The following is a 14273-nucleotide window of genomic DNA, read 5'->3' as shown; positions in this document are numbered from 1 at the left end:
GCCTGTGCAGAACTTTTTGTTCTCCACAGAGACACCCGGTTGTCCACCGGTGTCACCCACAGGGTGTGGGGATAAAAAACACGGGGTGACCTGCAAAAACACTGTTATCCACCGTTTCCACAGGCCCTACTACTACCCCCATAGAGAGTTAGCCCGGTTTCGGTTTTCAAGCAGGTCCTGTGCACAACTCGGTGGATCGCCCTCCCCGACACCTCGCTCCCGACTTGACCGCCGGCAGCGACGACTGTCGGCGCCGTACGTCAGACTGGTCCCCGGCATCGGTCGAGGCATCGACGAGCCGACGACGAAGGCCGGCAGGACGAGCGAGCAACAGCAGGAGGCGGTTTCCGGTGAAGATCCGGGTGGAGCGCGACGTACTCGCGGAGGCGGTGGCCTGGGCTGCCCGTAGCCTCCCGGCCCGGCCGCCGGTGCCCGTTCTCGCGGGCCTGCTGCTGAAGGCCGAGGAGGGCAAGCTGTCCCTCTCCGGCTTCGACTACGAGGTCTCGGCCCGGGTCTCCGTCGAGGCGGACGTCGAGGAGGACGGCACCGTCCTGGTCTCCGGCCGGCTGCTCGCCGACATCTGCCGGGCCCTCCCCAACCGCCCGGTGGAGATTTCCACAGACGGTGTACGGGCGACCGTGGTCTGCGGCTCCTCCCGCTTCACACTCCACACCCTGCCTGTGGAGGAATACCCGGCGCTGCCGACGATGCCCACCGCGACCGGCACCGTGCCCGGCGAGGTCTTCGCCTCCGCCGCGGCCCAGGTCGCCATCGCCGCCGGCCGCGACGACACGCTGCCCGTGCTGACCGGTGTCCGCATCGAGATCGAGGGCGACAAGGTCACCCTGGCCTCCACCGACCGCTACCGCTTCGCGGTCCGCGAGTTCCTGTGGAAGCCCGAGGACCCGGAGGCCTCGGCCGTGGCCCTGGTGCCCGCCAAGACCCTCCTGGACACCGCCAAGTCGCTCACCAGCGGCGACACGGTCACCATCGCGCTGTCGGGCTCCGGCCAGGGCGAGGGCCTCATCGGCTTCGAGGGCGCCGGCCGGCGGACCACCACCCGCCTCCTCGAGGGCGACCTGCCGAAGTACCGCACGCTCTTCCCGACCGAGTTCAACTCCGTCGCCGTGATCGAGACCGCCCCGTTCGTCGAGGCCGTCAAGCGCGTGGCCCTCGTCGCCGAGCGCAACACCCCGGTCCGCCTCAGCTTCGAGCAGGGCGTGCTGATCCTGGAGGCCGGTTCCTCCGACGACGCACAGGCTGTGGAGCGCGTCGACGCGAAGCTGGAGGGCGACGACATCTCGATCGCCTTCAACCCGACCTTCCTGCTGGACGGCCTGAGCGCGATCGACTCGCCGGCCGCGCAGCTGAGCTTCACCACGTCCACCAAGCCGGCGCTGCTCAGCGGCCGCCCGGCGGTCGACGCCGAAGCCGACGAGGCGTACAAGTACCTGATCATGCCGGTCCGCCTCTCCGGCTGAGCCCGGACACGACGCGGCAAGCCCCTCGGGCCCGTCCCCGCTCCCCGCGGGACCGGGCCCGAGGGCGTTCCGCCTCCCGCCCGCGAAGCCCCGTAGCGGCTCCACAGGAGCCCCAGCGGCCGCGCAGGAGCCCGTACGGAGCCTCGTGCGCGGCCCGCCGCGCGCCCCGGCGCCGACACCCGGAGTGCCCGTGGCGCCGGGCGGCACGGCCCGGCGTAGGCTCGGCACGGGGGGATGTCCCCGGGCAGGGGAGCACCCCGGCACAGACGGCCACAACGCTTAAGGAACCACCTGATGGAGCTTGGTCTCGTCGGTCTCGGCAAGATGGGCGGCAACATGCGCGAGCGCATCCGCCGCGCCGGCCACACCGTCATCGGATACGACCGCAACCCGGACCTCGCCGATGTCCACAGCCTGTCGGAACTTGTGGACAGCCTGCAGGCCCCCCGCGTGGTGTGGGTCATGGTCCCGGCCGGCGCGGCGACCCAGTCCACCGTGGACGAGCTCGCCGGCCTGCTCTCGCCCGGCGACATCGTCGTCGACGGCGGCAACTCCCGCTGGACCGACGACGAGAAGCACGGCGCCGAGCTGGCCGCCAAGGGCATCGGCTTCGTGGACTGCGGCGTCTCGGGCGGCGTCTGGGGCCTGGAGAACGGCTACGCGCTGATGTACGGCGGCGACAAGGAGCACGTCGCGGCCGTACAGCCCGTCTTCGACGCCCTCAAGCCCGAGGGTGAGTTCGGTGCCGTGCACGCCGGCAAGATCGGCGCCGGCCACTTCGCGAAGATGGTCCACAACGGCATCGAGTACGCCATGATGCAGGCTTACGCCGAGGGCTGGGAGCTCCTGGAGAAGGTCGACTCGGTCACCGACGTCCGCGAGGTGTTCCGGTCCTGGCAGGAGGGCACGGTCATCCGTTCCTGGCTGCTGGACCTGGCCGTGAACGCGCTGGACGAGGACGAGCACCTGCAGCAGCTGCGCGGTTTCGCGCAGGACTCCGGTGAGGGCCGCTGGACGGTCGAGGCCGCGATCGACAACGCCGTGCCGCTGCCCGCGATCACGGCCTCGCTCTTCGCGCGCTTCGCGTCGCGCCAGGACGACTCCCCGCAGATGAAGATGATCGCCGCGCTGCGCAACCAGTTCGGCGGCCACGCGGTCGAGAAGAAGTAATCCACAACCGCTCCACAGGTCCACAGCTTGCAGGTCGCAGGCCCACAGCCTGTGGAGCGGAGCACGGCAGAGCAGCAGGAAGCCGGGGGAGGTCGGCGCCGTATGCACGTTTCGCATCTCTCGTTGGCCGACTTCCGCTCGTACGCCCGGGCCGAGGTTCCCCTCGACCCGGGCGTCACCGCTTTCGTGGGCCCCAACGGGCAGGGCAAGACCAATCTCGTCGAGGCCATCGGCTACCTCGCGACCCTCGGCAGCCACCGCGTCTCCGCGGACGCCCCGCTCGTGCGGATGGGCGCCGAGCGCGCCGTCATCAGGGCCGCCGTCACCCAGGGCGAGCGGCAGCAGCTCGTGGAGCTGGAGCTGAATCCGGGCCGCGCCAACCGGGCCCGGATCAACAGGTCCTCGCAGGTCAGGCCGCGGGACGTACTGGGCATCGTGCGCACGGTGCTGTTCGCCCCCGAGGACCTGGCCCTGGTCAAGGGTGATCCCGGCGAGCGGCGCCGCTTCCTCGACGAGCTCGTCACGGCCCGCTCGCCGCGCATGGCGGCCGTCCGCTCGGACTACGAGCGGGTGCTCAAGCAGCGCAACACCCTGCTGAAGTCGGCGGCGATGGCCCGCCGGCACGGCGGCCGCTCCATGGACCTGTCCACCCTCGACGTGTGGGACCAGCACCTGGCGCGCACGGGCGCGGAACTGCTGGCCCACCGGCTCGACCTGCTCGCGACCCTGCTGCCGCTGGCGGACAAGGCGTACGAGCAGCTCGCGCCCGGCGGCGGACCGCTGGGCGCGGCCTACAAGTCCTCCGCGGGCGAGCAGGTGGACAGCGGCGAGGCCCGCACCCGGGAGGCGCTGTACGAGGTCCTCCTCGGCGCGCTGGCCGAGGTGCGCAAGGGCGAGATCGAGCGCGGGGTGACCCTGGTCGGCCCGCACCGCGACGACGTGGTGCTGCGCCTCGGGGAGCTGCCGGCCAAGGGGTACGCGAGCCACGGCGAGTCCTGGTCCTACGCACTGGCCCTGCGGCTGGCCTCCTACGAGCTGCTGCGCTCGGAGGGCAGCGAGCCGGTGCTGATCCTCGACGACGTGTTCGCGGAGCTGGACGCGCGGCGCCGGGAGCGGCTGGCGGAGCTGGTGGCGCCGGGCGAGCAGGTGCTGGTGACGGCGGCGGTCGACGACGACGTGCCCGGGGTGCTGGCCGGGACCCGGTTCGCGGTGTCCGGCGGGGAGGTGACCCGGCTGTGAGCGGCACGGAGCAGGAACAGCCCCCGCAGGACCCGCCGCGCAAGGCGGCCGAACCCTCCGGCGTGGACCTGGCGCGCCAGGCGCTGGCGGCGGCGCGCGAGCAGGCGCGGGCCCGCGGCAACGCGGCGCAGCACAAGAAGGGCCGCCACCAGCCGGGCCTGCGCTCGGGCGCCCGCGCGGACGGCCGGGACCCGATGCCGCTGATGGCGGCGCTGGACCGGCTGCGCACGGAGCGCGGCTGGGAGATGCCGATGGCGGTGGCGGGCGTGATGGAGCGCTGGCCGGAGATCGTCGGCCAGGACATCGCGACGCACTGCGTGCCCGACCGGTACGAGGACCGCGAGCTGGTGGTGCGCTGCGATTCCTCGGCGTGGGCGGCGCAGCTGAAGCTGCTGGCTCCGCAGCTGGTGGCCCGGCTCAACGCGGACCTCGGGCAGGGCACCGTCCGGCTGATCAAGGTCCACGGCCCCGGCGGCGGTCCGAAGCGGTACGGCCCCTGGCGGGCGCCGGGGAGCACCGGCCCGGGGGACACCTACGGGTGAGTGCGTACGCCTGACCCGACGTGTCGGACCGCGCGCGGGCGGCCTGCGACGTGTCCGACCGCGCGCGGGCGGCCTCGCAGGCGTGCCCGCGCGGTGACCCGTACGGGTGAGTAGGGATCCGGCGGCCACCCGCATGGACGGCTCTGCGGGTGGTGTCCCTCACGGTAGCGGGAGGTTGACAGCCCGAAGCGCTCAATGCCCGTGTGAGCCTCTTTGAGCCCCTCCCCGGATATGGGGAGTCGGAGAGAGGAGTTTCCGGGCGGCACATGCGGACTCAGGTACCGGCAAACGCCCATTCATGGGGGTGATACCGGTAGACTGAACGAGAATCCCGCGCACGCGCGGGATCCAGTCGAGTAAAGCTGACCACCGCTGACAACGCAGATCGACGCAGCCGCTCCCGCTTGCATGCATGCCGGCCCGGAGTATGGCCTGTGCTGTGCCAGAAAGGGCGCTTCGTGGCCGATTCCGGCAACCCCAACGACAACCAGTCCACAGTCGGCCAGAACGGCGAGGTCACCTCCTCGTACGACGCCAGTGCCATCCAGGTCCTCGAGGGCCTGGACGCGGTCCGCAAGCGGCCCGGCATGTACATCGGCTCGACCGGTGAGCGCGGGCTCCACCACCTCGTCTACGAGGTGGTCGACAACTCGGTCGACGAGGCCCTGGCAGGGCACGCGGACACCATCGACGTGACGATCCTCGCCGACGGCGGCGTGCGCGTGGTCGACAACGGCCGCGGTATCCCGGTCGGCATCGTGCCGTCCGAGGGGAAGCCGGCCGTCGAGGTCGTGCTGACGGTCCTGCACGCGGGCGGCAAGTTCGGCGGCGGCGGCTACGCCGTCTCCGGCGGTCTGCACGGCGTCGGCGTCTCCGTCGTGAACGCCCTGTCGACCAAGGTCGCGGTCGAGGTCAAGACCGACGGTTACCGCTGGACCCAGGACTACAAGCTCGGTGTCCCGACGGCGGCCCTGCTGAAGAACGAGGAGACGTCCGAGACGGGCACCTCGGTCACCTTCTGGGCCGACGGCGACATCTTCGAGACCACCGAGTACTCCTTCGAGACGCTCTCGCGCCGCTTCCAGGAGATGGCCTTCCTCAACAAGGGCCTGACCCTCTCGCTGACGGACGAGCGCGAGTCGGCGAAGGCCACGATGGGCGCGGACACCGCCGATGAGACCGACGACCAGCAGGCGCGCACGGTCAAGTACCACTACGAGGGCGGCATCGTCGACTTCGTGAAGTACCTGAACGCGCGCAAGGGCGAGCTGATCCACCCCACCGTCATCGACGTCGAGGCCGAGGACAAGGAGCGCATGCTCTCGGTCGAGATCGCGATGCAGTGGAACTCGCAGTACACCGAGGGGGTCTACTCCTTCGCGAACACGATCCACACGCACGAGGGCGGTACCCACGAAGAGGGCTTCCGTGCGGCGATGACCGGCCTGGTCAACCGCTACGCGCGGGAGAAGAAGTTCCTGCGCGAGAAGGACGACAACCTCGCCGGCGAGGACATCCGCGAGGGTCTGACGGCGATCATCTCGGTGAAGCTTGGCGAGCCGCAGTTCGAGGGCCAGACGAAGACCAAGCTGGGCAACACGGAGGCGAAGACCTTCGTGCAGAAGGTCGTGCACGAGCACCTCAACGACTGGTTCGACCGCAACCCGAACGAGGCCGCGGACATCATCCGCAAGTCGATCCAGGCGGCCACGGCGCGCGTCGCGGCCCGCAAGGCCCGCGACCTCACCCGTCGCAAGGGTCTGCTGGAGAGCGCCTCGCTGCCGGGCAAGCTGTCGGACTGCCAGTCCAACGACCCGACCAAGTGCGAGATCTTCATCGTCGAGGGCGACTCGGCCGGCGGCTCGGCCAAGTCCGGCCGGAACCCGATGTACCAGGCCATCCTGCCGATCCGCGGCAAGATCCTGAACGTCGAGAAGGCCCGCATCGACAAGATCCTCCAGAACACCGAGGTCCAGGCGCTGATCAGCGCCTTCGGCACGGGTGTGCACGAGGACTTCGACATCGAAAAGCTCCGCTATCACAAGATCATCCTGATGGCGGACGCCGACGTCGACGGCCAGCACATCAACACCCTGCTGCTGACCTTCCTGTTCCGCTTCATGCGGCCGCTGGTCGAGGCCGGTCACGTGTACCTGTCGCGCCCGCCGCTGTACAAGATCAAGTGGGGCCGCGACGACTTCGAGTACGCGTACTCGGACCGCGAGCGCGACGCCCTGGTCGAGCTCGGCAAGCAGAACGGCAAGCGGATCAAGGAAGACTCGATCCAGCGCTTCAAGGGTCTGGGCGAGATGAACGCCGAGGAACTGCGCATCACCACGATGGACGTGGACCACCGCGTGCTCGGCCAGGTCACCCTGGACGACGCCGCGCAGGCCGACGACCTGTTCTCGGTGCTCATGGGTGAGGACGTCGAAGCCCGGCGCTCCTTCATCCAGCGCAACGCCAAGGACGTTCGCTTCCTCGACATCTGAGTCGGCTCAGCTGACCGCCTGAAAGGACCTTTGACCAGCAATGGCCGACGAAACCACGCCCACCGCCGCGGAATCCGCGGAGGAGCAGCCCGTCGTACGCATCGAGCCCGTCGGGCTCGAGACGGAGATGCAGCGCTCCTACCTCGACTACGCGATGTCCGTCATCGTCTCCCGCGCGCTGCCCGACGTACGGGACGGCCTCAAGCCGGTCCACCGTCGCGTGCTGTACGCGATGTACGACGGCGGCTACCGGCCCGAGAAGGGCTTCTACAAGTGCGCCCGCGTCGTCGGTGACGTCATGGGTACGTACCACCCGCACGGTGACTCCTCGATCTACGACGCCCTGGTCCGCCTGGCCCAGCCGTGGTCGCTGCGCATGCCGCTCGTGGACTCCAACGGCAACTTCGGCTCCCCGGGCAACGACCCGGCGGCCGCGATGCGCTACACCGAGTGCAAGCTCATGCCGCTGGCCATGGAGATGCTCCGGGACATCGACGAGGAGACCGTCGACTTCACGGACAACTACGACGGCCGCAACCAGGAGCCGACCGTCCTGCCGGCACGGTTCCCGAACCTGCTGATCAACGGCTCGGCGGGCATCGCGGTCGGCATGGCCACCAACATCCCGCCGCACAACCTGCGCGAGGTCGCGGCCGGCGCCCAGTGGGCGCTGGAGCACCCGGAGGCCTCGCACGAGGAGCTCCAGGACGCGCTCCTCGAGCGGATCAAGGGCCCGGACTTCCCGTCGGGCGCCCTGGTCGTGGGCCGCAAGGGCATCGAGGAGGCGTACCGGACCGGTCGCGGCTCCATCACGATGCGCGCGGTGGTCGAGGTCGAGGAGATCCAGAACCGCCAGTGCCTGGTGGTCACGGAGCTTCCGTACCAGACCAACCCCGACAACCTGGCGCAGAAGATCGCCGACCTGGTGAAGGACGGCAAGGTCGGCGGCATCGCCGACGTCCGCGACGAGACCTCGTCCCGGACCGGCCAGCGCCTGGTGATCGTCCTCAAGCGCGACGCCGTCGCCAAGGTCGTGCTGAACAACCTGTACAAGCACACCGACCTGCAGACGAACTTCGGCGCGAACATGCTGGCGCTGGTGGACGGCGTGCCGCGCACGCTGTCGATCGACGCCTTCATCCGCCACTGGGTGACGCACCAGATCGAGGTCATCGTCCGGCGCACGAAGTTCCGCCTGCGCAAGGCGGAGGAGCGCGCCCACATCCTGCGCGGTCTGCTCAAGGCGCTGGACGCGATCGACGAGGTCATCGCGCTGATCCGGCGCAGCAACACGGTCGAGATCGCCCGCGAGGGCCTGATGGGCCTGCTGTCGATCGACGAGATCCAGGCGAACGCGATCCTGGAGATGCAGCTCCGCCGCCTCGCGGCCCTGGAGCGGCAGAAGATCGTCGCCGAGCACGACGAGCTCCAGGCCAAGATCAACGAGTACAACGCGATCCTGGCCTCCGAGGAGCGCCAGCGTCAGATCGTCAGCGAGGAACTGGCGGCCATCGTCGAGAAGTTCGGCGACGACCGGCGTTCCAAGCTGGTGCCCTTCGACGGCGACATGTCCATGGAGGACCTGATCGCCGAAGAGGACATCGTCGTCACGATCACCCACGGCGGGTACGTCAAGCGCACCAAGACCGAGGACTACCGCTCGCAGAAGCGCGGCGGCAAGGGCGTGCGCGGCACGAAGCTGAAGCAGGACGACCTCGTCGACCACTTCTTCGTGTCCACCACGCACCACTGGCTGCTGTTCTTCACGAACAAGGGCCGGGTCTACCGGTCCAAGGCGTACGAGCTCCCGGACGCCGGCCGCGACGCCCGCGGGCAGCACGTGGCGAACCTGCTGGCCTTCCAGCCGGACGAGAAGATCGCCCAGATCCTCGCGATCCGCGACTACGAGGCCGCCCCGTACCTGATCCTGGCCACCAAGGGCGGCCTGGTGAAGAAGACGGCGCTCAAGGACTACGACTCTCCCCGTTCGGGTGGCGTCATCGCCATCAACCTGCGGGAGACCGAAGACGGCAGCGACGACGAGCTGATCGGCGCCGAGCTGGTGTCCGCCGAGGACGACCTGCTGCTCATCAGCAAGAAGGCGCAGTCGATCCGCTTCACGGCGACCGACGACGCGCTGCGCCCGATGGGCCGCGCCACCTCGGGCGTGAAGGGCATGAGTTTCCGCGGAGGGGACGAACTGCTCTCCATGAGCGTGGTCCGGCCCGGTACGTTCGTCTTCACCGCGACCGACGGCGGCTACGCCAAGCGCACGCCGGTCGACGAGTACCGCGTCCAGGGCCGTGGTGGCCTGGGCATCAAGGCCGCGAAGATCGTGGAAGACCGCGGCTCGCTCGTCGGGGCGCTCGTGGTGGACGAAACGGACGAGATTCTCGCCATCACGCTCAGCGGTGGTGTGATTCGTACGCGCGTCAACGAAGTACGGGAGACCGGCCGTGACACCATGGGCGTCCAGCTGATCAACCTGGGTAAGCGGGATGCCGTCGTCGGCATCGCCCGCAACGCGGAGGCCGGTCAGGAAACTGACGAGGCCGACGACAGCGAGAACGAGATCGGGACCGAGGCGGCTGTCGAAGGACAGGCCGCCGAGGCCGCCGAGGGCACGGAGCCCTCGGCTGGGGAGCACGAGGAGTAAGCGTGAGCGGAGCCACGGGCGCCGGACCGGCCAACACTGGAGCGAACGGTGCTCGTGGCCCCGCCGCGGACTCTCAGGGGGGAACCGTGACGGACACCCGAGGACCGCAGTCGCCTCAGTCGCCTCAGACTCAGGCCGGGGCCGGGGCCGGCCCTCAGCCGCCGTACCACCCGCCGCAGGCGTACTCGGTGCCCCAGGGCCCCGGGGCGCCGCGGGGGGCGGGCGACCCCGGTGCGCAGCGCAAGCCGCGCACGGGGGCCCGTATGGCACCCAGGACGCGCAAGGCGCGGCTCCGGGTGGCCAAGGCCGACCCCTGGTCGGTGATGAAGGTCAGCTTCCTGCTGTCGATCGCGCTGGGCGTCTGCACGATCGTGGCGTCGGTGGTGCTGTGGATGGTCATGGACGCCATGGGCATCTTCTCCAGCGTCGGCGGCACCATCAGTGAGGCGACCGGCTCGAACGAGAGCAACGGCTTCGACCTCCAGAGCTTCCTGTCGCTGCCGCGCGTTCTGATCTTCACGTCGGTGATCTCGGTCATCGACGTGGTGCTCATGACGGCGCTGGCGACTCTGGGCGCGTTCATCTACAACCTGTCGGCGGGCTTCGTCGGCGGTGTGGAGCTGACGCTCGCCGAGGACGAGTAGGCCTCCGAGGACGGGGCGGATGACCTGCGCAGACGGGCCGCCGCCATCGATTTTGGAGTCACCGGGTCTGTGCGCTAACCTTCAGAAGTCAGCGCGCAGCGCGGATGGGGCTATAGCTCAGTTGGTTAGAGCGCATCCCTGATAAGGATGAGGCCACAGGTTCAAATCCTGTTAGCCCCACAGTGTCGAAGACCCCCAGGCCCATGGCCTGGGGGTCTTTGTCGTTGGGCCAGTTGGTGGAGGAACAGGTCACCGATCGGTATCGGTCGGTGTGTATTGTTGGGCGCCAGAAGTCTCCTACGTCAACGAAAGACGAGGTCGCGCGGTGAAGAAGCTGCTCCTGGTCGCACTGGCCGCCATCGGCGGGCTCCTCGTGTACCGCCAGATCCAGGCGGACCGCGCCGAGCAGGACCTGTGGACGGAGGCAACCGACTCCGTGCCTTCTGGTTCCGGTGTGTGAGACCCGAGGTTGATCCCAGAGCCCCGACTGCCGCTGCGGTCGGGGCTTTGTGCTGCTCTGTGACGAATTATTGCGATATGCAAAGAACTTGCTTGCGCTGGCAAACTCGGGGTGGGTGCGTGTGATGGGTGGGGTACGTCGGGTACGGACGACCGCTGCGGCGGCGCTGGCCGCCCTGGCCGCCCTCGGGCTGGTCGCGGCGCTGCCGGGGGCCGCGGCCGCGGCGGGGACGCCGCAGCCGGTGCCCGCCTACCGCGGCGCGGACGGGGCGCAGGCGGTGGCGGGGAAGCCCTCCACGGCCGGGGCCCCGGAGCTGAAGGCCGGCGCGGTCTACAAGGACTCGATGGCGCCGGGGGAGCGGTACTACCGGCTCAACCTCGACGACAGTTCGACCGTGTACGTCTCCGCCGTGCTCCAGCCCCCGGGCAGCGCCAAGGTCAGCTACAGCGACGGCCTGACGGTGGACGTCCTCACCATCGAGAACCGCTCCTGCATGAGCGGCCCGGGGCGAGCGGACTTCGGTTACGACCCAGTGCCCCTCAGCGCCGTGGGAGCCCGCGTGATGCAGGAGGACGCCGGCTGTCAGACGGGCGGCACCTACTACGTCAAGGTCACGCGCGAGACGGCCAAGGACGGGGACCGGGCGGCCTGGCCCCTGGAACTGCGGGTCCAGCGCGAACCGAAGCTCGGAGGCAGCAACGCGCCCGTCGCCGCCCCCAGCGTCTGGCCCTCCGCCTCCCCGACCCTGCCCGGCAGCGACGCGGCTCCGCGCTCCGGCGGCACCGGCTTCAACGACGCACGGGCGCTGGGCAGCGGAGTCTGGAGCGACGCGCTGCGGCCCGGCCAGACCCTCTTCTACCGGGTGCCGCTCGACTGGGGGCAGCAGCTGGGCCTCGCGGCCGAGCTCTCCGCCGGCACGCTGACGAAGGACTCCGGGTACGCCTCGCCCGGGCTCTCCGTCGCGCTGTACAGCCCGTACCGGTCCCTGATCGACGGCGAGGACGCCTCGTACGACGGGAAGCAGGCGGGGCTCACCCTGCCGCGGACACCGCCGGTGGCCTACGAGAACCGCTTCGCCTCCGACCGGAAGGTCGGCTCGGTCCGGGTGGCCGGCTGGTACTACGTCGCGGTGACCATGGCGGGGAAGGTCGGGGATTTCACCCAGGAAGCGGTTCCCGTCCCGCTGACCCTGCGCACACAGATCATCGGCGATCCGGGCAAGGCCCCGGCCTACGCGGAGGACCTCGCGGCCGCGGGGTTCGGGGTGGGGGCCGAGGACCGTACGGCGGCCAAGGACGGCACCACGGCCGTGGAGGCCGATGCCGCCGCCGCGAACCGGTCGGTGATGAGGGTGGTCGCGAGCGCCGGCTTCGGCATGGGGACGCTGCTGCTGCTCGTCCTGGGCGGTTGGATCCTGCTGGCCCGGCGGCGTTCCGCCTAGGACGGGCGCCCTAGATCTGGGTCAGGGCCCAGATGCCGACGGCGAAGCACAGTACGGCGGCGAGCAGGATCCCGGCGGTGACCTTCGCGGGCGGGGGCGCGAGGGTGGTCGCGCGGGGTACGGCGGGAGGAGCCGGCTGCGGCTGCGCGTACGGATGCGGGGCCGTCTGCGGCTGCGGCTGCGTCTGCGGAGTCGGGCCGACGGCGGCCAGGGGCGGCGGGAGGTGGAAGCTGCCCGTCTCCGAGGGACCGAACACGCCGAGGGGAGCGGTGACGGGCGTGGGGGCGTCGGCTGGCTGCGCGGGCACGGTGGTCGGTGCCGTCGGCGGGGTCTCGTACGCGGGTTCCTGGAGTGCCCGGGGCGTGAAACCGGTCGGCACCGGGCCCAGTTGGTCGAACACCTCGACCGGATCCCCGTCCGGGCCGGGCGGCGGCAGCAGTTCCACGGCCTCGGCGAGGGCCCTGCGCGCCCCGGTGGCCGTCTGGAACCTGCTCCGGGGGTCCGGCTGGAGCAGGGCGGCCAGGACGTCCCACAGCGGCGCGGGAACGCCCTGGGGGGCATCGGGGGTGCCGTGGGTGAAGAACTGCTCCACGAGGGCCTGGGAGTCGGGCTTGGCACCCTGGAGGAGATAGAGGCCGACCAGTCCGACGGCGAACAGGTCTGCGGTGAAGTCAGGTTCGGAGCCGAGGAGTTGTTCGGGCGCGAGATAGCCCGGCGTGCCGACCACGTAGGCGGTCTCGGTCAGCCGGGGCTCGCCCTTGCGCATGGCGATGCCGAAGTCGGACAGCCGCAGGTGCGGCCGCCCGGTTCCAGTGGCCTCCATCAGGATGTTGGCCGGTTTGATGTCGCGGTGGACGACACCCTCCGCGTGCACCGCCGCCAGCCCCGACAGGAGCTGGTCGAGCAGGGTGCACACGAACCGGGGCGGCAGGGCCCCGTAGTCCCCGATCACATGGGCGAGGGATCCGCCGGCGACGAGGTCCATGGTGAAGAGGACCTTGTCGTCGTCCGCCGCCCAGCTGGCCGGGGCCAGTACGTGCGGGTGATCGATCCGCAGCGCCTGCTCGCGGACGAACCGCAGCAGGGTGTGGGCATCGCTCTGCAGGAGGACCTTCGCTGCGACGTAACGGCGGCGCCGGTGGTCCCAGGCACGCCATACGGCGCCTGCGCCGCCACGTCCGATCGGGTCGATCAGTTCGTACCGGCCGGCGAAGATCTCACCCATTGCTGCGCCCGTCCCCCGTCGTCAGCTGTGTCCGTCGCGTGCTTCGCGATCGTCGCGTGTCAGTTCTGATGCGCCTCGTAGTGCGCGACGGCGTCGGAGGTGCGGCCCGCTCCGTACACCCGGAGGAACTCTGCCAGTTCCGGGTGGGTCGGGGCGAGGGTGTCCGCCGCGTCGATGATGTCGCCGGCGGCGGAGACCGAGCGCAGCAGCGACTGGATCTCGCGCACGACGCGCTTGACGGTGGGTGCGCCGGAACCGGTGGCGGCCTGGCTGGTGCTGTTGCTGAGGACGGAACCTCCCTGGGTCTTCTTGATCTCGTCCATCCGGTCGGTGGCCTCTCCCGCGCTGACGCTCCCGTCGGCCACCTGGCCGGCGAGGTCCTGGAGGGCCTGAACCCGCTGGACCACGGCGGGGTTTCCGATCTTGGCCCGCTGGCCGCTCATCAGCTGGGACAGCATCGGCGCCGACAGCCCGAGGACGGCAGCGAGGCGGGCCTGGTTCAAACCGAGGTCATCTATGAGCCGGCGGAAGAGCGCGCCGAGCGGCTCCCCGTACCAACTCCGCTGGAGTTCCCTGGCTCTGGCGGTCGCCTCTTGCTGTACTGCGTCCACTCTTACTACTCCCCTTCGCTGGTGCGAACCTCGCGAGCATCTTACGGAGAGTGGTCGCGGGGCGGGAGTCCCTATCATTTTGCGGGATGAGGGGGTACACCCGGTACTCTGTCCTACGGAACGGTCACTCCCTCCCGGAGCACGGCCGTGCCCGCATCCGGGGCCTTAGCTCAGTTGGTAGAGCGCTGCCTTTGCAAGGCAGATGTCAGGAGTTCGAATCTCCTAGGCTCCACAATAGAAATGCCCTCTGACCTGCGGAAACGCAGTGTCGGGGGGCATTTTTCGTCGTCCGGAGCCGGTCAGCCGGTCAGT

11 protein-coding genes and 2 tRNA genes are annotated in these 14273 nt (G+C 69.9%); 11 read left to right on the top strand and 2 right to left on the bottom strand.

What is annotated here, in order from left to right; all coding sequences use genetic code 11:
• The first annotated feature begins 350 nt into the window (after positions 1–350).
• The 10 genes from dnaN to MTF69_RS05240 all read left to right on the top strand — a co-directional run bounded on the left by dnaN (position 351) and on the right by MTF69_RS05240 (position 12125).
• A complete protein-coding gene (gene dnaN / locus MTF69_RS05285) occupies positions 351–1481 on the top strand; it encodes a DNA polymerase III subunit beta (protein WP_243331110.1) in 1131 nt (376 codons plus the stop codon).
• A gap of 294 nt (positions 1482–1775) precedes the next feature.
• Positions 1776–2651 (top strand): phosphogluconate dehydrogenase (NAD(+)-dependent, decarboxylating), encoded by an 876-nt coding sequence (gene gnd / locus MTF69_RS05280; protein WP_243331108.1) that lies wholly within the window; start codon positions 1776–1778, stop codon positions 2649–2651.
• Between the two features lie 102 nt (positions 2652–2753).
• The gene (recF, locus tag MTF69_RS05275; protein ID WP_243331105.1) at positions 2754–3890 is read left to right on the top strand and encodes a DNA replication/repair protein RecF; all 1137 of its coding nucleotides are present in this window, start codon (positions 2754–2756) and stop codon (positions 3888–3890) included.
• Positions 3887–4432 carry a DUF721 domain-containing protein gene (locus MTF69_RS05270; RefSeq protein ID WP_243331104.1) on the top strand — a complete coding sequence of 182 codons (546 nt, stop codon included), beginning with the start codon at positions 3887–3889 and terminating at the stop codon, positions 4430–4432. Before recF ends, MTF69_RS05270 begins: the two co-directional genes overlap by 4 nt.
• A gap of 434 nt (positions 4433–4866) precedes the next feature.
• Positions 4867–6924: a DNA topoisomerase (ATP-hydrolyzing) subunit B gene (gene gyrB, locus MTF69_RS05265; RefSeq protein ID WP_308401364.1), complete on the top strand. Its 2058-nt coding sequence runs from the start codon at positions 4867–4869 to the stop codon at positions 6922–6924.
• 40 nt (positions 6925–6964) lie between these two features.
• The gene (gyrA, locus tag MTF69_RS05260) at positions 6965–9580 is read left to right on the top strand and encodes a DNA gyrase subunit A (protein WP_243331101.1); all 2616 of its coding nucleotides are present in this window, start codon (positions 6965–6967) and stop codon (positions 9578–9580) included.
• Positions 9581–9582: 2 nt separating this feature from the next.
• On the top strand, positions 9583–10224 hold the full coding sequence (locus MTF69_RS05255; RefSeq protein WP_243331100.1) for a DUF3566 domain-containing protein: 642 nt from the start codon (positions 9583–9585) through the stop codon (positions 10222–10224).
• 106 nt (positions 10225–10330) lie between these two features.
• Positions 10331–10404, top strand: a tRNA-Ile gene (locus tag MTF69_RS05250).
• Positions 10405–10549: 145 nt separating this feature from the next.
• Positions 10550–10684, top strand: a complete 135-nt coding sequence (locus MTF69_RS05245; protein ID WP_208809277.1) for a DLW-39 family protein — start codon at positions 10550–10552, stop codon at positions 10682–10684.
• A 124-nt stretch (positions 10685–10808) separates the two neighbouring features.
• The gene (locus MTF69_RS05240; RefSeq protein ID WP_243331098.1) at positions 10809–12125 is read left to right on the top strand and encodes a hypothetical protein; all 1317 of its coding nucleotides are present in this window, start codon (positions 10809–10811) and stop codon (positions 12123–12125) included.
• A 10-nt stretch (positions 12126–12135) separates the two neighbouring features.
• On the opposite strand, the gene MTF69_RS05235 is transcribed toward MTF69_RS05240, so the two are convergent.
• Complete coding sequence (locus MTF69_RS05235) at positions 12136–13350, bottom strand: serine/threonine-protein kinase (protein WP_243331096.1); 1215 nt, start codon at positions 13348–13350, stop codon at positions 12136–12138.
• 59 nt (positions 13351–13409) lie between these two features.
• Positions 13410–13961, bottom strand: coding sequence for a DNA-binding protein (locus MTF69_RS05230; RefSeq protein WP_243331094.1), 552 nt, complete (start codon positions 13959–13961; stop codon positions 13410–13412).
• A gap of 159 nt (positions 13962–14120) precedes the next feature.
• On the opposite strand from MTF69_RS05230, the gene MTF69_RS05225 reads away from it, so the two are divergent.
• Positions 14121–14193, top strand: a tRNA-Ala gene (locus MTF69_RS05225).
• The last annotated feature ends 80 nt before the right edge of the window (positions 14194–14273 follow it).

The organism is Streptomyces sp. AP-93 (assembly GCF_022808175.1).
In the GTDB taxonomy this organism is placed as follows: domain Bacteria; phylum Actinomycetota; class Actinomycetes; order Streptomycetales; family Streptomycetaceae; genus Streptomyces.
This window is presented reverse-complemented; position numbering and strand designations above follow the sequence as displayed.

What these genes read in the sequence shown, in the direction of transcription:
- gnd (WP_243331108.1), top strand. Translation starts at nt 1,776, where the DNA reads ATGGAGCTTGGTCTCGTCGGTCTCGGCAAGATGGGCGGCAACATGCGC.
- MTF69_RS05235 (WP_243331096.1), bottom strand. Translation starts at nt 13,350, where the DNA reads ATGGGTGAGATCTTCGCCGGCCGGTACGAACTGATCGACCCGATCGGA.
- MTF69_RS05240 (WP_243331098.1), top strand. Translation starts at nt 10,809, where the DNA reads ATGGGTGGGGTACGTCGGGTACGGACGACCGCTGCGGCGGCGCTGGCC.
- gyrA (WP_243331101.1), top strand. Translation starts at nt 6,965, where the DNA reads ATGGCCGACGAAACCACGCCCACCGCCGCGGAATCCGCGGAGGAGCAG.
- recF (WP_243331105.1), top strand. Translation starts at nt 2,754, where the DNA reads ATGCACGTTTCGCATCTCTCGTTGGCCGACTTCCGCTCGTACGCCCGG.